Consider the following 21,099-nt stretch of genomic DNA (forward strand, 5'->3'; position numbering starts at 1 on the left):
CCCAGTTGTGCGTAGTGTTCGATAGAACACTGCGTACTAAGAATAGATGGCAGTTTTTAACTGCCCGACCAACTTGGAATATCAACCAAATAACCGTAAAAATCAATGGTATTTGCAGGCTCGAAATATCATAAAATTAAGCTATTTGGAGAGTTTATCAGGCTTGGAAGGGCCGTTACAAACGGCCTCTTATGTTCAGTACGCAGTGTTCTGCCGAACACTACGCACAACCTTGGATTTGGTAAAGGAAAATCAGGGTATGCGAAATGCTAGCCCTTACCAAACCGCAGCAACGGCCTTTGTGATACGCACCCTACATAACCCCAACAGTATTAGCACCGTTACGGGTTTTGAAACACTGATTGAAACCATCAATGACGGCGGCGAAATCAATACAGCCTTTGCAGATATTATTCAAGAGGGTGATAAAATAGTGGAATGTAAAAGCTGGGAACTCAACGGTATAGCTTTTCAAAAATTTGTAGAGGGTACATCGGGCAGTGTGCAGCAGTTTAAAACGTATCTCTCCGACCAAACCCGCGTAACCTCCATGGACAAACTCGAATACTGGTTTGACTCCAAAAAGGGCGTAAATGCACCCCAAGTGAAAGAAAAGTTTAAGCTGATGATGTATAACAATGGAGCAGAACCTGGTCTAACTCCACAAGGACTGCAAGTTTTTGACTCTATTTGGGGAAATCTTGCTTTGAGAAGTAGTATTTGGAATAATATCCCAGTAAATCCAAATAAGGCTGATTATCAATCAAGATTTGCTGCTATTGCCGCGGACAGCAATAATTCATTTTATAATTTCATTAAAGTCAAATGATATGTATCGTATAGCCAACCAAATTTACAATACTTCTGACTTTTCAGTCTTTGGAGAATATTTGAGTTATTCTAATAAAGACAATAATCTGTACTTAAATTTGGAAAAAGTAAATACTAATAGTTCATCCTGTGGCCACTTTTTTTCAAATGATTACTTCTATTTCAGCGATAGTTTTGAAGACTATACTAATTCTGTTTTTGTGTACAAACAATACATAATGGAACTAAATACAGGTGAAATTATTGACTTAAAAAATATTAATCCACAATTTTTAACCAAAAAAGAAGGCGAATTTATTGGATTTGAAAAAAAGTATAATAAAAGCAGCTTAGTGATTTACAATGTAAATACATCTGAAAAAACTATTGTTTCAGAAGATTTTGAATTTGGAATCAAGCTATTCAATAACAATAATCTCGTAATAAATGATGGTTGGATATTAGTTAAATCCCTCTCCCTTCTCACAGGCGAATACGAATGGGAAGTAGATTTGAGTGAATACGGTCAAATCCGCTCGGTACTAACGGCAGTAGAGGATAACTTGTGGGTGTTGGCCAATGATTATAAAAATAATCGCCATAGCCTGCTTCGTCTTGATGCCAATTCGGGGCGACTAATGCAGGTTTTGGGAGAGGACTTAAAACTTTCAGATGCACATGTGAAATACATTGAGGAAAAACAAACCTTATTGAGTTTTAAGAGCAGTATCAGTTCTGTTCCTTCGCCAAGTACGCTTATTGAAATAGATGCAAAAACGGGAAAAATACTCCGCAACGTAACGGTGGAAAGTATGTTAGAACCCAATCTAAAAGTAGGTCTGTGGCAGTATCAAGATAACCAACTGTTTTTTACAGCTAATACGACTATGATGACCACCACCCATATTGGCGTATTGGATTATAATACCTTAGCACTTTTGTGGTATATCGAAGTACCAGGCCGAAAAGGTTTATTAAAAGATATACAGGTCAGCACAGGCAAAATATATGTTTTAGACCAAGTAGGCACTTTACACATTTTTGAAAAAGAAAACGACTAAGATACCTTTATGAAAACCCGAATCATCCTTTTAGCAGGGGCTGCCGCCGTCTATGTAGGCTACCGTCTATTCCAAAACTACCGTACCAAATCGGGTACGCAAAACTTAATCAAGCAGCTTAAAGATGCCTCCGCTGTCGGCATGACAGACGTTGCAGAGGCATTTGCCGAGGAACTTTCTATCACGGTGGCCAAGCAAGCCATTTCCAATCCCAACTGGCAACAAACATTTCAACCTTACTTGGAGGGGCAACAAACGCGGCTTGGAGATTTTGTGATACAACACGCCCAAACCCTCGCCGATGGGAGTTGCCTTTTGGTCACCACGGCCGATTACCGCGAAAACTCCCAAGCCAGCCGAGGCGTGGCAATCAACGACGTACATAATCTCAACTTTGTCCTAAAAACCACCGATACCCAACATATCCTCTACTCCGACCTCCACACCGATTTAGTGGATAAAACCTTACGCAGTGATTTTGCCAAAACGCTTTTTCAACACATTCAATAATTCATTTCATTTAACCATTTATTTATGTTCAAACACCTTGCTGCTTTTTTCATTATTGCTGTTTTATTTATCGGCTGTAGCTCCAAATCCGAGGAGTGCGTTGCCCCCACCATTGAAAAAAATCTGGTAGGTACGTGGAAAGCCGTCATAGTGGAAGATGGAAAAGCCACCGACACTGGAGAGCTTACGAAATAACAATCATTCATCTGTAGTTCAGTCGTTAGGTAGTTTTTATTTACTATTACGATGGAACTACTAGAAAAATAACCCACTTGTTTTTCTCCCTTAATTATCCCCACTCAAAAGTAAGGCAGGCTACCAAGATTGGGGAGGGTGGGGTTGAAAAAGACCAAGTATCTTTGCAAATTACCTACTGGAAATCAACCGATGCTTCCATGCGCCTGTTTGCTTTGTTTTTTATTTTTTCGCTTTCGTTGGCAGCACAGCCCGTGCTGACCATTACTGATGCCTCCAAAGCCAACGCGATTGCTCCCTATGTTTATGTGTATAGAGACGCCACGCACAAGCTGACAGTTGACCAAATAGCAAAGTTCCCGTTGGACTCGTTCAACATGCTGAATCAAAAAGAAGTGGTTCAGTTTGGCTATTTCTACGATAAAATCTGGCTACGGGTTGACGTAAAGAATAAAACAAGCGAAGAACTATACCTCACTCACAGCTATCGAGGGTTTCGTCGGATGGAGGCCGTTATTTTTGACGAAAACGGTCAGAAACAGGCGTTTCAGGCAGGAGAGTCAACGCCTGCATTATACCAACAAGTACACCAAAAGCCTCCCGTTTTTCCAATCGGCCGTACACCTTCCCTTGTTTATCTTTCTATTGTTTCAGGAAATGCCCACGGAGATTTTGTACATATCGGTGGTTTGGAACAAGCGCTTACGTATCAACGAACAAACACCACCTGGCAAAGTTTTTCATTAGGCATTTATGTGCTCGTGTTTTTATATGCCTTTATTTTCGCGGTTCGTCTTCGTGATCCCCTGATTGGCTGGTATGCCCTGTTGATGTTGAGCATTATCTTGTTTTACCTCGACTTTTACAGCTTTTTAAAAATAAATACCTATTTCAATACGGCGTTCGCCTACTTGCTTTGCTGGTCGCTTTTTCATGTTCATCTTCTCAATCTACGTTTTTACTCAAAAAGCCTGTATTGGGCTATATTAGGTTTCAACGGGTTATACTACGCAAATGCAGCCGTAACGCAACTGACCCAACTGGTTGAGCCCTCGTTTATCTCGCCCCTTTTTCGGCTTCTCCTTTGGCTCAAATTAGATTGGGGAGGATTTATTTTACTGGTATTATTTCTTTTATTAATCAGCCTGATTTATGTAGCTATCAAAAACCTAAAACAAGTCTGGCTGTATGCCATTGCGTTTAGCATTAGCCTTTCGGCCATGATTATCAGCATGTTTGCGTTATACAACATCGAGTGGCTGCCATATACTCCCTACAATAATTTCTTTGTTCCGGGCACGTTAATCGAAATCATTCTTCTCGGTTTTATTCTCGCCGAACGAACCAACCAACACCGCAAAGACCAGACCCGCACCCAACAACAACTCATTGTGCAGCTTCAGGAAAACCTGCGGCAGCAAAACAAACTCCTGCAACTTCGGGATGAAATCGCCCGTGATTTACATGATGAAGTGGGGGCTACGCTTACAGGAATAGCCACGTCGGCCAAAGTGATTGAGAAAAAAATGGGGCATGAGCAGGAGGAGGTCAAAGCCGTATTAGGCCAAATGACCACCGACTCGCAGGAGGCCATTCATACCATTCGGGACACGATATGGGCGCTCAATCCTGACAACGATGCACCCGACAAGTTGGTGGAAAAGATGAAATCGGTGGGTTTTAAACTGCTTATGCCCCACGGCATTGCGTTTGTTTTTGAGAATGAAGTGCCCGTTTCGCAGTTACCCGTTTTTTCGATGGAACAGCGGCGAAACCTGTATCTGGTCTATAAAGAAGCCTTGCACAACATCGCCAAACACAGTCAGGCTGCTAATGCTCAGGTTCGCATTTTTCAGCAAAAGGCTGATTTACACGTCCGTATCTCAGACGATGGAAAGGGCTTCGATGTTGCTCAGACTCAGGATGGAAACGGCCTGAAAAATTTTCAGAAGCGGGCTAAAGAAGGGGGATTTGAGGTGAAAGTCAAGTCGTCGGAAGTGGGAACAGAAGTAGAAATTATCATTCTATTTAACCACAAAGTTCACCATGAATAGCACAAAGAACACAAATCCATACAAAACTGATAATCAACATGATTAGCCTCGTCATTTTTGAAGATAACAAAGCCCTGCGCCAAAGTCTTTCCCTGTATTTTAACCACACAGAAGGCGTTTATCTGGCGGGTGCTTATCAGGATGCCAACGATGCCGTTGCCAAAATTCGTAAACACCGTCCAGATGTGGTGTTGATGGATATTCAAATGCCAGGGTTATCGGGAATCGAAGCGATGCAGCGCATCAAAGCGGCCTATCCTGATACCAAAGTACTGATACACACTATTTTTGAAGACGACCACCGCATTTTTTCGGCGGTTTGTGGCGGGGCGTCGGGCTACGTCCTCAAAAGCCCTGACCCGGATGAAGTTCTTGAGGCCATTCAGGATGTGTACAGGGGCGGCGCTCACATGTCGCCCGCCATTGCGCTCAGGGTGATGCAGATGTTTCAGAGCCAGTTTGTACAAGCCGAAGCTACGTATATCGAACTCACGGAGCGGGAAAAAGAAGTGTTGACCTGCATGGTTAAAGGCATGAGTTACAAAATGATAGCGGATGCTTGTTCGCTAAGTTTTCATACGGTTCACTACCACATCAAACACATTTACGAAAAACTCCACGTCAATTCTGCGCCCGAAGCCGTAGTCAAAGCCATTGAGCAAAGGCTGGTATAAACTACCAAAATTGGGGATGCGCCAGCGCGTAAACAACCAGTAATTTTGGTGAAACAAAACCAAACATTACTATTATGAAAAAAGCACTCCTTACCCTTGTTGTATTGTCGGGGCTTATTGTTCCCAGCTTTGCCCAGTCCAACTCCACTGCCGAAGTCGAAACGGCCTTACAAGAGTTTTTGGGTGAATACTCTGTTTCGGCCTATAATTTTTTCAAAAACCGCCTTACCGACGATTTTCGGTACAGCAATGGTAGTGGATTCAGTACGCGTGAGAGTGTTTTAAAGAATAATGAAGGCGGTAAAGGTGTACAGAGTAGCGTGTCTGATTTGAAGATTTTTCGTTCGGGTGATTTGGCTGTCGTCAGTGGCATTCATCACTACGGTACAGCACAGATTTACTTTACCTATACCATGCTGAAACAGGTTGTCAATGGCTCACCCAAATGGATGTTTGCCGCCTCTCAGCATACTGCTCAAAAAGCGCAGAAATAGTCCTCTTAAATCATTTTATAGAGTTGGTATCCCTTCGACCTTCAAATACCCGCCCGTCGCATTGGGTGGAGTGATGACTTGAGGAATGCCATTAACAACGTCGAGGGTTGGCTTGTGCGTATGTCCAGCCAAAATACCAAGCAAATTGGGACAAGAGAACACTTCTTTGTGAAATTGCATGGTAGTCTGCGAATGACCCGTTTCGGGCCAGCGCTCGCGGCGTTCGAGTTGGTAATTCTTGTCGTTTTGGGCGTTCCATTTTGGGTGTCCACAGCCAAACCCCAAGGAACGCTCAGGGGCATAAAGTGGGATGTGTACCATGAGCACAAGCGGCTGTTGGGTGGTGGCCTCTTTTCGGAAAAAAGCCAACTGCTCAGGCGTAATTTGGTAAGTGGAGTTGTCGAGGGCTAGAAAACGAACGCCGTTGATTTCACGAACGGTCATTAAAGGATGATCGTTTTGGTACATTGGGCGAAGCCTTTTTTGTGTCCAAGTGTCTCTCAACGAATGACTTGAACCTTCCATGCCTTCGTAATGCCAATCGTGGTTTCCTGTCACGTAGAGGTGGGGCAGTTGCGCTTCTTTTAATTGAGACGCTACCCATTCCACGGCAGCCTCCGAAGGAAAACTGAAAATGTCACCAATTAAAGCGACCAATTTAGATTGATCTTGTTTTGCTATTTCAAGTGTTTTCCGAAAACTCTCCTCTGGGTTTGTAGCCGCTCCCGTTTGAAAATGAATGGTTTGATTGTAAGCTTTGGCCATTCTTCCGCTAAATTGCTGAAAAGGAACGCCGCGTTCATCGTCTTTAAACAGGTGCGTATCTGCTAACATCGTGATGTTAAAACGTTCTTTGATGGCGGGGTGGTAAAAGCGTATTACGTTTCCATCGAGCGCAAAACTTCCCCGATTTTGCTCGGCAACAACATTTGAATTTTTCAATCCAGCTGCTCCCACGAAGGCTATTCCGCTTTTTAGTATGTTTCTTCTGTTCATTCTGGTATGTTATTTACGGGGTTTTGCGTCGGGTTGTGAGCAACCCTCAACACGAGTTTAGTCTTTGTTGATGGCTAAATAAAGCCTTTTGGCTTCCTCCAGCGCTTTGAAAATTTTTGTCCGTTCAGCCGATAGCGACTCCATTAAACTTGGTTTTTGGCGAAATAAGCGCAGGGCTTGCCAAAGGTGAGTAAGTCGAGTAAGACGATCCCAATACCAAAGCACAAAATAGCCTAAAAAGGGCAACGACACCGCAAAAAGAAGTGTCAACCACGTATTTTTGAATAAAAGCTGGGCAAGGTAAATTTCTACGCCGTAAAAAATGGGGAAGAATACGATGCCTACTGTCATCATGATTGGGGCGCGGTAACTGATGTCGGACGAAATTAGGCGAGCAATTTTTGAAGGCAAAATATACGGTATGTAGTTGGTGATGAGGCCAATTAAATACAAAGGAAGCCCCAGTAAAAGTGTTAAAAGTGTGCTGCTCAGGTGATTATATAACCGTTTGGTTTGGGTGAAAATTCGGTCAGAAAGGTGAAGCTTTTGAAGCGACTCCAAATAATTTGTCATCCTCACTTGCAGTGATTTTAGTCTGTCAGGATGCTGCGTTTCAAAGTATCGAACGGCCGTAATTAGCTGTTTAATGAGCCCAAATTCGTCTTTTTTTACTTTTTGGTTGAGTTGAAGCTCATCAAAAAGCTGGTTTTTGTACAGTTTTTCTACCTGCAATACCAAACTATCCTCTTCGGCATCTTCGGTGATAATGACGGTTTCGGTAAGTCGTTGCTGAATCAAATCGGTTAGGGTTTCAACGGCTTCAAACGAATCGGGGCGATAACTTTCCTTAAAGTCACGGACGTGAATGGGCTCGCCTACGTTGACAAAAACCTCCGACCGAAAGTGCGTTGGATCAGAATAATTGAGGCCAATGGGTAAAATTTGAACCCCTAAATTAAACCCGTGCTCGGCTTCGGCACCAAGGGCAATGCGGGCCGTTCCTGTTTTTATCTCTCGCAAACGCCGCTCAATTTCGCTCGTACCCTCGGGAAAAATTAGAATGGTACCTTTGGTTTCTAAATAATCATAACAGCGCTGAAAAGTTTGCTTGTTGAGCTCGGCGGGAGAGAGTGAGCTTGCGGCAGTATCTTTTTTGCGATAAACGGGAATCACATGAAAGTACTTAAAAATGGGCCGAGTAAACCGATTGAAGATGCTGCCATTGGCAATAAAGGCGACCCGTTGCCTCACCAAGGTAGCGATAATGAGCGGATCCATAAACGTATTTGGGTGGTTTACGGCCAAAATGAGCGGTCCTTTCGCCCGATGCAATTTATCAAGTCCATCCACCTGAAACCGTCGAAAAAATACCCTAAGGGCAATTTTGAGGATAAATTTCAATAACGTGTAAAAAAGCATAAAGGCTAGGGGATTAGTTTTTTGCTCAAAAAAACACTATTCATTTCTAGGCACGAATGCCGTCCCAAATCACGCTGAAAGTCATTTCCCAATCGGCACTTGAAACAGGCTTTTGGGTATAAATTGTTTGTTTAGCGAGTTCATGTAACATGCCCGATACCAACGTTACCAAAAGTTCGGGATTAGCCTCTTTGATTAAACTTTGGCGTTGCCCTTCGAGTACAAGTTGGTAAATAGGCTGTAACGCTTGGTCTTCTTCTTTGCGGGTTGTATCGTCTTCTTGAAAATAAGGCGAACGAAAATATTGTTCTAAAAAAGCACCGTATTCTGGGTTTTGAATGTTGTTTTCCAGAAAATTACGGGCCATTTTTTTGATTTTTATTTTCAAAGGCTCGTCGCCCGTGAGTTCTTGGGTAAGGTCATTGGTATTTTCGTGCATTAAGTACAAATACAACTCCCGAATCAACTGATTTTTGTCTTCAAAATAGATATAAACAGTTCCCGTCGCCACCCCTGCTTCTTTCGCTAAATCCGACATTTTGAGGCCAGCCAAGCCCACCCGAGCAATCATCTTTAGGGCCGTTTTTAGAATCAATTGTACCTTACTTTCGTCTTTGGTTCTCATGGCAGCTTATTTTTCACTTTTGGAAGCATTGATTAATTCATACGCACGCTCAACGTCCAAATCGCGGGCTTTTCTGACATCTTCAAAACGGTATTCAATCGGGAAGTTGGGTTGAACTCCGTGGCCTATGTCGGCGCCTGGAATGTTTAGTACCAACTTAAATACGGGAATGCGCACTTTTGCTTGCGTATGCGGCAGGGTCAGGTAGGGAGAAATAAACGCATTGCAGCCGTGGCGCCCGCCGCCTGTTTCGCGGCCTATCACTACCGCCCGAGGGTTATACTGTTGAATCATGGAGGGAAATATGGCTGCAGCAGAAAACGACCCGCCATTGGTGAGCAAATACACCTGTCCTTTGAAACCATAGCGACGGGTAGGTTTTTGAACGCGCTGGGCAGAACGACTGCTTCGGCGACCGTCAGGAAGTTTTTTTGACCAAAAATAACGCGTAAAAAAGCGTGGAAATTTGTGCCCGTAATAGTGTTGGTACGAAGGACGAAGGGTGATGGCCGCCGCCGTGTCATAGACAGTATAATCGGAATCGAGGAGGTACGACATCAAATTAATGCTCGCGTCTGATTTTCCCCCACCATTGGCCCGCAGGTCAATGATTAAGTGTTTGATATTCTGGGTTTTTAATGCCTTGAAAGAACGGCGATAAAATCGGCGATAACGGTCGTCACTAAAGGTGTTGATGTCCAAAATAGCCACTGTACTGTCTTTTTCAGATTGCTTCAATGTGCGCAATTTTGGGTTGGTCTTGACCATCAACTTGGGCGTTGCTACGGGTGTTTTTGGTGGTTGATTGCTGGTAGGTTTGGCAGGAACGCTGGCTTTTTTTGTGGGTTTGGGTGGTTTATTAAAACTAAGTTTAAGCCCCCGTTTTTTTCCTAATGAATCTTGTACGGTGATTTCAAATGTTTCTTTATTTCCGTACAAATAGCGATAAAAGCCGCCAAAATTGCCGTTGATTACCGTCGTTTTAAACGTTTGATTATAACCGTCGGAAGGAACAAGTTGGCGCATTTTCGCAACAATATCAGCCGCAGGTTGCCCATCAATGGAGACCACTTCGGTGCCAACGACCAAGGTAGTGTCGTCCGTTCGATTTTGGAGAATACGAAGCTTGTTTTCAACGTAATACAACCCCAAAGGAAACTCTTTTGGTTTGTTTTTTTTGATGTATTTTGAATACCCTTTCGACGGATAAATGTCGGTATGACCACAACGGATGTACGAAAAGATGGGGTTGACCGTGCGCCGAAATTCCAGCTCCGTCATGGGATGGTCGAGCAACTTTTCGGTTTGTTCAAAAACCCAACGAATAGAATCAGGGGAGGTGTAACGATAAATACCTGGGTGAGATTCTTCCAAAGCATGGCGCATGAGCTTAAAATCTTGCTTGATTTGTTCGACACTGTAGGTAGTGTCAGGAACGTATTGGCGGCTACACGAACTGAGCAGAAGAAAAATACCAAACAGGAAGGTGGAGGGTACAAATTGTTTTTTTGGGGTCATGATTGATTGTAATATTCATTGACTGCTTTACAAAAAAATACATAAATTGCTTGAAAACAAAAAACCTAGACACTCGGTTTGATTTCTCATAAACCATAAATAAAAACGTATAAGGCTATGGCACGTCCTAATCTCGACCTCATTGTCGCTCTTCGTCGAACGGCTCGTAAGATTGAACAAGGCTCTCCGTACCAATGGGGACACATGGGGAGCTGTAATTGTGGAAATTTAGCGCAAGAAATTACGAAGCTTACCAAAGCCGAAATTCATGCCCATGCCCTAGCCAACGGCAGGGGAGATTGGAATGAACAATTGAATGAATATTGCCCTACGAGCGGGCTACCGATGGATTTGCTCATCAATGAGATGATAGACGCAGGTTTGGATTCGGACGATTTGAAGCATTTAGAACGACTTTCGGACCGACGAATTTTGAATCGTTTGCCCGAAAACAAACGCCATTTGCGTCATAATTATCGCGATGACGTGGTGCTGTATATTTCGGAATGGGCAAATATGCTGGAGGAACAACTTTTGAGTACCATAAAACTTCCTCAATTTACTTGGGAAACGGAAGCCGTTTATGTTTAGTAAAATAAAAAAAGGCAAACCAAAACTAGCTTGGTTTGCCTTAACATAAAATAGAAACAGTGGTTATTTCTTATCCCACCACACTTTAGAGGTATATGAGTTGCCGTTGGCAAGACGCTTAACGGCTTCGTCATAATTGGTTTTGTTTAGCAAAGTCTCACGCGACGAATAAATGGCTCGGCGTGGAATTTGGCCGTTGGTCGAGCCCAAATTTGGCCCTGCTTTTAAGGCAGGATAACCCATTCTACGCCATTCGATAAAAGCTTCGTACGAACGACCAAATAGCTGAATCCATTTTTGGGTACCGATTTTTTCCAACTTTTCGTCTTTACTCAAACCCGTAAATGAGAGTTCCTTTTGAAAATCAGCAGGTACTGTGGTGATATTGTATGGGTTTTGCGCCAAAGCAGCCCTTACCCCATCCTGATAAAACTTCTCCGCTTGGTCAGGCGTCGCACCCCAGCTTTCGAGGGCCGCTTCTGCTTTGTAAAAACAAACATCTGAGTACGACATGGCCAAACATGCAATGGCGGGACTGTAAGCTTTGTTGAAAAATGTGGTTTGTGAGGCAGTTGAATAGTCATCTTTGATGATGGTTTTCAAAAGCTCATCCGTAAGGGCCACACCAATACCTTTATAGGCAGGTGCGCCAGCCTTCACCGAATTGACCGTGGGTTGCACAAGGCGAGCAAGGCGCGGGTCTTTAGAGTTTACCAATTGCGCTACCAAGGGGGCGGCCAAGTATTTGAGGTCGGGGCTACCCGCCAGCCAATGGTTCAATACTGGGTGTACGTTGGCGTTGGTAGCGTCGTTAAACGTTGGTACGGCTGCATTGTCGGTATTGCTTTCAAGTAGGGGTTGACTCATGGCCTCGGTAACGGTTTTTTGAGCCAAAGCCGCGTCTGCGTAACGGATACGCATCCCAAGGCGCAACTTGAGTGAGTTGCCGTATTTTTTCCACTGCGTAATATTGCCTTTGAAATAATAGTCAGCTGTCCCGTAGCTATCGTCGGTAGGCGTAATTTGAGAGAGCGCAGCGTCCAAGTCTTGTATCAACTTTTTATAAATAGCATCTTGCGTATCAAACTTGGGTTGATTATTGACTGCATCTACGCCCAAGGCAGTTTCGGAGAAAGGAACGTCGCCAAACAAATCTGTCAAACGTTGCCAAATCGAAATCTCTACAATCCTTGCAATGGCTAGTTTGGTACGTGCTTTGGGGTCATTTTCGCGCCCTTTGAGCAATTGAGTTCTGATTTGTGAAATATTCCGAATCAAGGCATAATGGTCATTCCAAAGGTTATCATCGGTTTGTTGGATGTACCTAGAACTCGAAATAAGCACGCCACCTGCCCAGTGCTGTATCCACGAGCCAAATTGGTTATTGGGGTATTCGTAGCCTTCCGAAAAGGCCGCATCTTTTTGAGCTTTGGACAAAATAAGTCCTGGGTCGATGGTGGAGAGGGTGGTGGGAGGCGTATTGATTTTTTCAAAATCTTCGGTACAGCCTTGCGCTACAAAAAGCGCCCCTACCATCACAAGCGATTTGATTTTTATAGATTTCATGAGTTGAAAGTCGTTAGAGGAAAGTGGTGGTTAGAGTTCTAAATTCAAGCTAAAGCCAAAATAACGTAACAATGGCAACGAGGTGGACTCAAGACCTAGCGACGAATTGTTGACGTTGAACGACGAGGCTTCGGGGGCGTAGCCGTCGGTTTTGCGTTGTAAGTAGAACAAATTGCGTCCGTAAACTCCCGCACGAATGTTGCGGAAAGGCGTTTTGCTGATGATTTTAGACGGCAATTGATAGTTGAACGTAAGTTCTCTGAACATGATATAACTGGCGTCGTTGAGCATTTCTTCCGACACAACGTTGTCTTTGTCAGGAGCAATGACGTTCCAGTAGTCTTGGGCTCTTACTTGTTTGGTATTGGCTTGGCCTGTGCTTGTCCAAGTACCGTCAGCATTTTTTTGTGCCACCACACCATCCGCTACGTATGAGCCATCGCGCCCAGGAAGGGTCTTTTTGTTGGTTCCGAATACCAATTCTTCCCGCAAACTTTGTGAAAATATTTTTCCACCTTGGCTTACGTCCATCAAGCCAGACAAGCTGAAGCCTTTGTAGCGGAAGGTATTGTTAAAACCACCAATCCAGTTGGGTAACGCGCTGCCAATTTCGTACAACGACTTCGCATTGGTTTTGAGCGGTAAACCCGTCGTTGGGTCAATCAAACGGTTGCCTTTGTCGTCGCGCAGCCATTGAAAACCGTTACCGATGATGGTTCCGAATGGCTTGCCTGGGGTAGCGATAACTTGTACGTTGCGGTCGTCGCCCAACAAGAAAGTCGAAACTCCCTCGGCCAATTCAACGACTTGGTTGCGGTTGCGAGAGAAGTTGAAAGTGGCATCCCACGAGAAGCCTGTTTCGGTCCGCACGGGCGTACCTGTAATGGACAATTCAATGCCGTGGTTACGAATTTCGCCCGCGTTGATGCGGCGTGACGTGAAAGTACTCGACGGAGGCAATGGAATATTGAGAATTTGGTTTTTGGTACTTGCATCGTAGTATGCAAACGTCAATCCCAAACGGTTTTTGAAAAAACGTGCTTCAAGCCCCAATTCAAGCGACGTTGTTAGCTCGTTTTTGAGGTTAGGGTCTGGAATAATTGAGGTAAACGACCCCAAAGGCTGCCCGCCGTGTGGTGTTTGGTCGAGCGCATAGTTCCCCGTCAACTGGTACGGGCTTCCTGAACTTCCCGCTTGTGCCCACGAGGCACGAACTTTTAAGAAGCTGAGGGTCGAGTTTTGGAGATTTAAGGCATCGGTTACGACCAAACTACCGCTGACAGCAGGGTAGAAAAAGGAGTTGTTGGCGGGAGAAAGTGTAGAAGACCAGTCGTTTCGTGCTGAGAAATCAACAAACAAATAGTCCCGAAAACCTACCGAACCTGCGGCATAAACGGAATTGATGGATGATTCTGAGAGGTTGAAAACGTAGGAATTGATGAGGGTGTTGTTGATGGAATACAAATTAGGCGCAATAAACTCCGTACCCGTATTTCCTGTGGTACGGGCGTAAAATTTCTGGTGGTTGGCACCGAGGTTGAGCGACAATGAAAAATCTTTTGACAACTCAGGCGTCAACGACAGCAATACGTCGCTGTTGTCTTCGCGAACGCGCGTCACTTCTTCGATAATATCCCCGTTGCGATTTTGGCTTTGGTAAGTGCCTTTTTCGCGGTAGCGAAGGCGCTGGTCAGTATAAAAGTCGGTACCTGTTTTGGCAGTCAAACGAATCCAGTCATTAAACTGATAACTCAATTTTATCAAACCAATCAAACGCTGACGGTCGTCGGAGTTGCGGGTATGGTCGCGCGTCCAATAAGGGTTGGCCGTTGAAGAGTTGGTGGCGTACGTTTTTTCCAAACCAATAAACGGGGTGGTGCCGTAGCCTAGTTGTTTGCTTACATCTTCCGCCGTCCAGGTCGAGTTTTCCAAAATGCTCATCGGAATGGAGCGCGGTTGGCTGATCCAAAGATAGGCAGGGTTGTCGGCGGCATCCGAAACCGTCGGGCGATTGTTGCCCCGTTGACCGATGTAATTGGCTTTTACGTCAAGGTCAAGCTTGGGAGTAAGTTTGGCCATTGTACGGAGGCTAATGTTATTACGGTTGAGGGTATTTCCTGGGGTATAACCGTCGATTTTGGTATTTCCAAACGATAAGCGATAGTTGACATTGTCGTTTCCACCTTCAAGGCTAATGTTATTGGCCATCTGTCTTTCTTTGTTGAAAAACGTTTGGAAAGTGTTGGGTTGAGGGGTTAGGCTCAATACATTTCCCCATTGGTCTTCGTACTGTTGTCCTTCCATTTTTGCTCCCCAACTGGCACGGGTAAAGCGGTCGCGTCCGCCACTCATTTTGGGAATGCCTTGAATATTAGCGGCTTTTGCGGCTGCCCACGTGTAAATTTTGCCATCGTTGCCACGGAAATGGGTAAATGTTCCGTCAAGTCCTTGGCCGTATTCATCTTGAAAATCAGGCAAAACTAGCGCGTCTCCAATCGAATAATCAATGCCGTATTTGATGCCTACACCCTTGCGTGATTTGCCCGATTTGGTCGTAATCAAGATGACCCCGTTGCTTCCGCGCTGACCGTATAGGGCGGCGGCGTTTGGCCCTTTCAACACCGACATGCTTTCAATGTCTTCTGGATTGATGTTTGAAATACCATCGCCGTAGTCGATTCCTCCCCAGCGGCTTGGTGAATTTACGTTGCTGTTATCCATCGGAATCCCGTCGATGACGTACAAAGGCTGGCTATTTCCCACCAATGAGTTGGCACCGCGAATCACGACCCGCGACGAACCGCCTGCCCCGTTGCCTGCGCGCGTCACTTGTACACCCGCAATTTTCCCTGCCAATGAGGTAGCTACGTTGGCTTCTTTGGCTTGAGCAAGGCTTTCTCCGTTGATTTCCTGAATCGAATAACCCAAGGCGCGTTTGTCGCGTTTGATACCCAAAGCCGTGACAACCACCTCACCGAGGGTTTGGGTGTCTTCGTTTAAAACAAGGTTGATTTCTGTCTGATTGCCAACCACCATTTCTTTCTTGATGTAGCCAACAAACGAGAAAACCAGGGTTTCGGACGGTTGGGCGACGAGGCTATATTTCCCTTCGCCGTTGGTAGAAGTTCCGCGATTGGTTCCTTTGACCAATACACTTACCCCCGCCAAAATTTCCCCTTTGGCATCGGTGATGGTTCCCGTGATAGGTTGTTCAACCGCGAAGGGTTCATGGCTAGCGGACGCTTTTTTCTCGACGGGTTGAGGTAAGGTCTCTTGCTTTAAAATAACTTGTTTTCCCGCCACTTCGTACGAAACTTGCAGCGGACTAAGCAGCGATTCAAGTACTTTGCTGAGGGGTTCGTTAACGGCATTTAGGTTGACCTTGCGCTCCGACTTAATGAGGCTAGGGCTGTACAAAAACTTGACCGATGTAAGCTTTTCGATTTTTGTTAAAACCGATTTTACCGATTGTTCGTCGGCTTTAAGGGTAATGCGTTGCTGAAGCAACTCTTGGGCGAATGTTTCGCGGGCGTAAGATACGCCAATCAGCAATACTGACAGTAGGAGCAGGGTACAGGTTACACAAACCGTCCGCATCGCCAAACTGCGTAGTCGTAAAGGATTTCTCATAGAAGAGGGATGATTAGGTATTAAAAAATGAATATAAAGAGTGGAACTAATGGCAACCTTTGGAGTAAATAACAATTTGAGCATCAATGGTTTCTGAGGTAGCGTCTATTGCCTGGCAAATCAATTTGATTTTTTGGGCGAGGGATTCTTCCGAAAGCGAAGCCGTGAGGGTGCAAGAGGAGAGAAGCTCGGCATCATAGACAATATTGACGCCATAGGCTTTTTCAATGAGCTCTAACACCTGCGGAACGGGCGCTTCTTCAAACTCGAATGCAGGCAGGGGTATAGGCTGGGCCAAGAGCTGGGGCTCGGGTACCAAGGCCCGCGCCAGTCGAAGTTCTTGCCGATTGAGCGTAATTTGTTGGTTAGGAGTCAATACAATTCCTTCTAATTCGCGGTTGCTCAATTTTTGGGCTTTTGAGGGGTCGTTTTGGGTAAATACCGATACTTTCCCCGTCTTTACTTGGACTTCAACTTGCTTGTCGTTGGGGTAGGCTTGTACCACAAAACTGGTGCCTAAGACTTTGGTGACAAGCTCGTTGGCATACACAAAAAATGGCGAATTTGGCTGTTTTTTGACCTCAAAAAAGGCTTTCCCCGACAAATAAACGCTGCGATTCTTTTTTCCAAAAAAATTATCAAAACTCAAACGACTTTTGGCAAAAAGGGTGACTTGCGAGCCGTCAGGAAGCTGAAAATGAAGAGGTTTGTCGCCTTGGTTTACCTTCTCAATTTTTGATTCATCGAGGGTCGCCACGTAGGCTTGGTAGGGTTGAGTGCGGCGTTGAAATGACTGCTGTCCCCACCAGCCGATACCTATCAAACTTATCACACTGGCTGCTGCCACGTACCGAATCCACGGCTGATTCCAGAGCGAGCGAATGGGCGCTTCCTCTTCGTCATGCAGTCGGTTGGTAGCCTGAATGCGCGACAACAACATCGCTTCTGTTTCGGGGGTGAGGTAGGTACGGGTATAGTCATTCAATCCCAAACGCACGGCTTCGAGCAACCGCACTGCTTTGTTCCATTCTTCTTGTTGGGACGGGTTTTCAGAAAGCCAGCGATTCCACCAGTCGATTGAAGCAGGGGTGGGGGTAAGTTGGTGCTTTAAAAAAGCATCGTCGATGACAAAATCTGCTGCCGAGTAAAAAGCGTATTGGTTTGGCACAGTGTTTAGGATTTTTGTCCGTAGATGACCAATCTCTCGCTTCTATACTCACTTACTGCTAAAAAAATCTTGAAAAAGATAAAAAAGGGAGGGAAGTAGCCAACTTCTTAATTTTTCGACAGCTCTAAAGACCAGATTTTGAGCAGATTGCCGATTCATGGAGAGGAGTTCGGCGATTTGGGTGTATTCCATGTTTTCTACAAAACGTAGTCGTATGGCTTCCTGCTGGCGCGGGGGGAGCTGGCTAACAAGGCGTTTGATTAACTGTTCCCGATCAAAAGACTCCTCTTCTTGCATCAGGAGTTCATCGCTCGAAGGTTCGGCCCAGAGGTCATCAAAATCGGGTTGAGAAACAAACAAATGCGGGCGCTCGTGGCGTTTGAGAAGGTGTAATATGCGGGTTTTGAGGGATTTGAGCAGGTAGTACCGTACGTTTTCTGGAACCGTAAGGCGTGTTTTTTTTGCCCAAATTTCGGCAAATACATCGTGAATACAATCCAAGACAAAAGCTTCAGAAACAGGCACTAAACTAAGTCCATAACGGTACATGGCTCTGACGTGGAGGCGATAAAGCTGGGTGTATGCGTCGTCGTCACCTTGCTGAAAATCCTGCCAAAGTTGTTGCTCGTCGATGGGGGTATCCATGTTAATTCTTTGGGTAAGGAAATGGACTAGCCGCTGAGGTACGGGTTTTAATCGTCGTCTCAGTGGCTAGTCAATCCTGTCATTGGGTTACTTTTTTCCCAACGAAATCATATTGGCAAACAAACGATAAGCACCAGGTACGCCCGCGGGTAATTCGCGGAAAAATACGATGCCTGTGTAAATGAAGTGGCCTTTTCCGTATTGGGTATAAATCAAACTTCCCTCTTTGGCTGCTTCGCCTGTGTCATTGGCCGAGAAAAGTGGTACGTAGTTTTTGTCCCACTCTACGGCAAAATAAATTCCGCGTTCTTGTATCCAGCCTTCAAAATCTTTGGTTGTTATTTTATTAGGTGTATTCAAAATCGGGTGAGCAGGCTGTAAAATCCGCATTTCGGCATCTTCTTCCGTCACGCGGTCGCGGCCAACTTTGAAGGGATACGGTCCCATTTCTTGTACTTTCAGCGTATTCCCAAAACCACCCGCCGTCACGTATTGAACCACCATTGTACCACCATTTTTGACGTATTCCATCAGTTTTGGTTGAAAATACTTGATGCGCTCTTCGGTGTTGTAAGCTCGTACCCCTACGACGATGGCATCATACACTGACAAGTTTTTGTTGAGTGCTCCTTCATCGAGCAACGTCACTTGGCAGCCCATTTGGCGGAGCGCCGCAGGAACTTCGTCGCCAGCCCCCGCAATGTACCCAATGTTTTTTGCCTTGTTTTTGATGTCCAATTTTACCAAAGCGGTTGTAGCACTTGGATAAATGGTTTGGGTAGGAATGTGCTTGTATTCGACCGAACGAAGGCTGTACGAATTTTCGCCGTTGTCAGTCTTGGTAATTACTTTGAGCTTGACGTCACTTTGCTGCGCCGATGGAAACACTTTGACCGAAACCGTTTGCTCTTGGTATTTGTCGCGGATTTCAAACGGCAATTGCATGGGTTCTACGCGCCAGCCCGTGGGTACGTCAAACGTCAACGTGCCTTTGACATTGGCGCGGTGGGCTTTTACTACGATGTCCACCGTTTTGGGTTGATTGTCAGCAAAAACATAGACTTTTTCCGAAACGTTTGCGGTGGCTTCGGGGCGAATTTCAAACGGTCGATAGACTTCGCCGTCCACGGGATCGGTTGATTTAAAGACCCACGGTTTGGTAAAGGTGAATTTTTGCCCACTGATTTCAAAGGTAAAGGCCGTTTGAAGCGTAGGAATGTTTTCGGGGGTTGATAATTTCGATTGGTCGTCGATTTGGAATGCCCCGTTTTTGATGGGTTTGACCAACCAATAAGGCTGGCTTATGGGTGTGTTGGCAGGTACAGTAGGCGCAAATGAAAATACCGAAAGCTCATTGTTTTTCATTTCCAACGTCATGGTTGTGTCTTTTGATGCCCCAACAAACTGCAAACGCGTTAGTTTGATGGGAAAATCGCTGCGCTTCACCACGCTAACTTTCAGCGGTGCGCGGTCGCCCACGGCTACAGCATAATCCGTCGGATTTGTTTCAAACCAAAGGCCAAGGCAATTTTGAAGCAATACTTCCACTTCGGCCTTTTTTTGCTGTACATACAGGTTTTTGGCGTCGAGTTTGCCCAATTCTTCGTAAATTTTCACCAAAACAGGCACCGACGACGCGGGGTAACTCACGTTGTAATTGCGGATGGCTTGGTCAATGAGCTGGGCTACTTGCTCGCTGCCTTTGACGCGGCTCCAAGTAAGATCAACGCCATCAAATACGTCTTTTTCGGCAGGGACGCCATCTTTGTGAAGCATAAAATCGACGCGGGCATTGCGGTTGGCGCCCGAACCAAACCCTTGGCTTTTGTGCGAACTGCGGCTTTCTGCGGCAATTTCGGCGTGCGATTTTCCAATAAGTGGGTTATAACCGCCAATGTCCACCGTGATGAATGAGCCTTTGTCGGTAGGTTTTTGGTTGTTAAAGCCTGGAGAAAACGAGTTCCAAACGATGCGCTTGGGTTGCCAAGTTTGTACTTCTTTGAGCTGCTCAGGGAATTTGGTGGGGTCGTTAGCCATTTTAAAGGCGATTTCGGCCAAAAATGCCGAAGAGTTGTGGTGACCGTGTCCCGCGCGGGCATCAGGTGGAAAGCGCGTAATAAGTACGTCGGGCTGGTTTTTACGAATGTGATATACGACATCCGACAGCACGTTGTTTTCACCCCAAAACTTCAGGGTTTCTTCGCGGGTTTTGGAAAATCCAAAATCGTATGCGCGCGAGAAAAGCTGCTCTGCGCCGTCAATCCGACGGGCGGCCAACAGCTCTTGCGTACGAATAATACCGATGTACTCGCCTTGTTCGGGGCCGATGAGGTTTTGGCCACCATCGCCACGGGTGAGGGCAAGGTACTGCGTTTTAACAAGCCTTTCTTTGGATAAATAGGTGAGTAAGAGGGTGTTTTCGTCGTCGGGGTGGGCAGCAATGTGCATGGCACTGCCTACGACGTTCAGTTTTTTTAGGTTCAGTAAAATTTCACTCGATGTGAGGGGCTTTACTTGGGCGTGGATGAAGTGACAAATTGTGGTAAGCAACAAGCAATGAAAAAGAAATAGGGGTTTTCTCATGGTTTAGACGGTTTGCGAGTATTTTGACAAAACTACAAAATCTAAAGAAAATGTAACAATGTGGCGGATGAGTTTTGCGCTGCGGCTGCGCGTAGGGTTTTCTAATGCTGTTCTAATTTGGTTGTAACATTATTCTAAGGCACAAACCTTACATTTGTCTTCTAACAAAAAGATACAACGGTATGGAAGCACTATCACCACTATTATATTCAGGACTTGGATGTATTATCTACGCACTCATTAAGGTGGATGGACGTATTCAGTCGGAAGAGTCATTAAATGCCCGTTTGATTTTGTTGGATCAGGGGCCTTTGGGGGTTCAAGCGGTTCATTCTTTTCAACTTTGTGAGCATTACCGAAAATCAGTTGATGAGGCGTATCGTTCGGCAATGAATTATTTTGTTTCACATAAAAAAGAGCTGAACCATGAGGTGAAGCAGTACTTTATTGGTGTGATGAAAAAAATTGTTAAATCGGATAACCGAGTGACGAAGGAAGAAATTGAATTTTTGAAGAAATTTAGGGAAGATTTGCACAATATTTAAGCAAACAAATAAGGG

At 45.1% G+C, this 21,099-nt stretch carries 18 protein-coding genes; 9 read left to right on the forward strand and 9 right to left on the reverse strand.

Annotated elements, in window-relative coordinates; translation table 11 throughout:
• Positions 1-73: 73 nt before the first annotated feature.
• The 7 genes from K339_RS0106970 (at position 74) to K339_RS0107000 (ending at position 5,798) form a co-directional block, all read left to right on the forward strand.
• On the forward strand, positions 74-829 hold the full coding sequence (locus K339_RS0106970; protein WP_028522967.1) for a hypothetical protein: 756 nt from the start codon (positions 74-76) through the stop codon (positions 827-829).
• Between the two features lies 1 nt (position 830).
• Positions 831-1,871 carry a hypothetical protein gene (locus K339_RS0106975; protein ID WP_028522968.1) on the forward strand — a complete coding sequence of 347 codons (1,041 nt, stop codon included), beginning with the start codon at positions 831-833 and terminating at the stop codon, positions 1,869-1,871.
• Positions 1,872-1,880: 9 nt separating this feature from the next.
• Entirely contained in the window at positions 1,881-2,381 is a 501-nt protein-coding gene (locus K339_RS0106980) for a hypothetical protein (protein WP_028522969.1), read from the forward strand.
• Between the two features lie 24 nt (positions 2,382-2,405).
• Positions 2,406-2,576: a hypothetical protein gene (locus tag K339_RS37015; protein WP_157607505.1), complete on the forward strand. Its 171-nt coding sequence runs from the start codon at positions 2,406-2,408 to the stop codon at positions 2,574-2,576.
• A gap of 77 nt (positions 2,577-2,653) precedes the next feature.
• Positions 2,654-4,630 carry a sensor histidine kinase gene (locus tag K339_RS0106990; protein ID WP_028522970.1) on the forward strand — a complete coding sequence of 659 codons (1,977 nt, stop codon included), beginning with the start codon at positions 2,654-2,656 and terminating at the stop codon, positions 4,628-4,630.
• A 38-nt stretch (positions 4,631-4,668) separates the two neighbouring features.
• The gene (locus tag K339_RS0106995; protein WP_037299499.1) at positions 4,669-5,304 is read left to right on the forward strand and encodes a response regulator transcription factor; all 636 of its coding nucleotides are present in this window, start codon (positions 4,669-4,671) and stop codon (positions 5,302-5,304) included.
• 74 nt (positions 5,305-5,378) lie between these two features.
• Positions 5,379-5,798 (forward strand): nuclear transport factor 2 family protein, encoded by a 420-nt coding sequence (locus tag K339_RS0107000; RefSeq protein ID WP_028522972.1) that lies wholly within the window; start codon positions 5,379-5,381, stop codon positions 5,796-5,798.
• 15 nt (positions 5,799-5,813) lie between these two features.
• Here the strand turns inward: K339_RS0107000 and K339_RS0107005 are convergent, their stop codons facing one another.
• From K339_RS0107005 to K339_RS0107020, 4 genes are read right to left on the reverse strand one after another with little or no spacing between them, the layout of a single operon-like run.
• Positions 5,814-6,794, reverse strand: coding sequence for a metallophosphoesterase family protein (locus tag K339_RS0107005; protein ID WP_028522973.1), 981 nt, complete (start codon positions 6,792-6,794; stop codon positions 5,814-5,816).
• A gap of 57 nt (positions 6,795-6,851) precedes the next feature.
• Complete coding sequence (locus tag K339_RS32830; RefSeq protein ID WP_051397862.1) at positions 6,852-8,213, reverse strand: lysophospholipid acyltransferase family protein; 1,362 nt, start codon at positions 8,211-8,213, stop codon at positions 6,852-6,854.
• 46 nt (positions 8,214-8,259) lie between these two features.
• Entirely contained in the window at positions 8,260-8,838 is a 579-nt protein-coding gene (locus K339_RS0107015; RefSeq protein ID WP_028522974.1) for a TetR/AcrR family transcriptional regulator, read from the reverse strand.
• A gap of 6 nt (positions 8,839-8,844) precedes the next feature.
• Positions 8,845-10,356, reverse strand: coding sequence for a S41 family peptidase (locus K339_RS0107020; RefSeq protein WP_028522975.1), 1,512 nt, complete (start codon positions 10,354-10,356; stop codon positions 8,845-8,847).
• 117 nt (positions 10,357-10,473) lie between these two features.
• Here K339_RS0107020 and K339_RS0107025 point away from each other — a divergent pair, with 117 nt between their 5' ends.
• On the forward strand, positions 10,474-10,947 hold the full coding sequence (locus tag K339_RS0107025; RefSeq protein ID WP_028522976.1) for a hypothetical protein: 474 nt from the start codon (positions 10,474-10,476) through the stop codon (positions 10,945-10,947).
• A gap of 63 nt (positions 10,948-11,010) precedes the next feature.
• Here the strand turns inward: K339_RS0107025 and K339_RS0107030 are convergent, their stop codons facing one another.
• The 5 genes from K339_RS0107030 to K339_RS0107050 form a co-directional block, all read right to left on the reverse strand.
• Positions 11,011-12,513, reverse strand: coding sequence for a SusD/RagB family nutrient-binding outer membrane lipoprotein (locus K339_RS0107030; RefSeq protein WP_028522977.1), 1,503 nt, complete (start codon positions 12,511-12,513; stop codon positions 11,011-11,013).
• Between the two features lie 30 nt (positions 12,514-12,543).
• The gene (locus K339_RS32835; protein ID WP_229598707.1) at positions 12,544-16,143 is read right to left on the reverse strand and encodes a SusC/RagA family TonB-linked outer membrane protein; all 3,600 of its coding nucleotides are present in this window, start codon (positions 16,141-16,143) and stop codon (positions 12,544-12,546) included.
• A 46-nt stretch (positions 16,144-16,189) separates the two neighbouring features.
• Entirely contained in the window at positions 16,190-17,311 is a 1,122-nt protein-coding gene (locus K339_RS32840) for a FecR family protein (RefSeq protein ID WP_051397863.1), read from the reverse strand.
• A 48-nt stretch (positions 17,312-17,359) separates the two neighbouring features.
• A complete protein-coding gene (locus K339_RS0107045) occupies positions 17,360-17,956 on the reverse strand; it encodes an RNA polymerase sigma factor (protein ID WP_028522978.1) in 597 nt (198 codons plus the stop codon).
• 87 nt (positions 17,957-18,043) lie between these two features.
• Positions 18,044-20,539: a PIG-L family deacetylase gene (locus K339_RS0107050; RefSeq protein ID WP_028522979.1), complete on the reverse strand. Its 2,496-nt coding sequence runs from the start codon at positions 20,537-20,539 to the stop codon at positions 18,044-18,046.
• 182 nt (positions 20,540-20,721) lie between these two features.
• Between K339_RS0107050 and K339_RS0107055 the strand changes: the two genes are divergently transcribed.
• Positions 20,722-21,084: a hypothetical protein gene (locus K339_RS0107055; protein WP_028522980.1), complete on the forward strand. Its 363-nt coding sequence runs from the start codon at positions 20,722-20,724 to the stop codon at positions 21,082-21,084.
• Positions 21,085-21,099 lie beyond the last annotated feature (15 nt).

This window comes from Runella limosa DSM 17973, assembly GCF_000482465.1.
In the GTDB taxonomy this organism is placed as follows: domain Bacteria; phylum Bacteroidota; class Bacteroidia; order Cytophagales; family Spirosomataceae; genus Runella; species Runella limosa.

Excerpts from the sequence above, each read along its gene's own strand:
- K339_RS37015 (WP_157607505.1), top strand. The coding sequence starts at position 2,406 with ATGTTCAAACACCTTGCTGCTTTTTTCATTATTGCTGTTTTATTTATC.
- K339_RS0107050 (WP_028522979.1), bottom strand. The coding sequence starts at position 20,539 with ATGAGAAAACCCCTATTTCTTTTTCATTGCTTGTTGCTTACCACAATT.
- K339_RS0107030 (WP_028522977.1), bottom strand. The coding sequence starts at position 12,513 with ATGAAATCTATAAAAATCAAATCGCTTGTGATGGTAGGGGCGCTTTTT.
- K339_RS0107045 (WP_028522978.1), bottom strand. The coding sequence starts at position 17,956 with ATGGATACCCCCATCGACGAGCAACAACTTTGGCAGGATTTTCAGCAA.
- K339_RS0107015 (WP_028522974.1), bottom strand. The coding sequence starts at position 8,838 with ATGAGAACCAAAGACGAAAGTAAGGTACAATTGATTCTAAAAACGGCC.
- K339_RS32835 (WP_229598707.1), bottom strand. The coding sequence starts at position 16,143 with ATGAGAAATCCTTTACGACTACGCAGTTTGGCGATGCGGACGGTTTGT.
- K339_RS0106975 (WP_028522968.1), top strand. The coding sequence starts at position 831 with ATGTATCGTATAGCCAACCAAATTTACAATACTTCTGACTTTTCAGTC.
- K339_RS0107020 (WP_028522975.1), bottom strand. The coding sequence starts at position 10,356 with ATGACCCCAAAAAAACAATTTGTACCCTCCACCTTCCTGTTTGGTATT.
- K339_RS32830 (WP_051397862.1), bottom strand. The coding sequence starts at position 8,213 with ATGCTTTTTTACACGTTATTGAAATTTATCCTCAAAATTGCCCTTAGG.
- K339_RS0107055 (WP_028522980.1), top strand. The coding sequence starts at position 20,722 with ATGGAAGCACTATCACCACTATTATATTCAGGACTTGGATGTATTATC.
- K339_RS0107000 (WP_028522972.1), top strand. The coding sequence starts at position 5,379 with ATGAAAAAAGCACTCCTTACCCTTGTTGTATTGTCGGGGCTTATTGTT.
- K339_RS0107025 (WP_028522976.1), top strand. The coding sequence starts at position 10,474 with ATGGCACGTCCTAATCTCGACCTCATTGTCGCTCTTCGTCGAACGGCT.
- K339_RS0106980 (WP_028522969.1), top strand. The coding sequence starts at position 1,881 with ATGAAAACCCGAATCATCCTTTTAGCAGGGGCTGCCGCCGTCTATGTA.
- K339_RS0107005 (WP_028522973.1), bottom strand. The coding sequence starts at position 6,794 with ATGAACAGAAGAAACATACTAAAAAGCGGAATAGCCTTCGTGGGAGCA.
- K339_RS0106995 (WP_037299499.1), top strand. The coding sequence starts at position 4,669 with ATGATTAGCCTCGTCATTTTTGAAGATAACAAAGCCCTGCGCCAAAGT.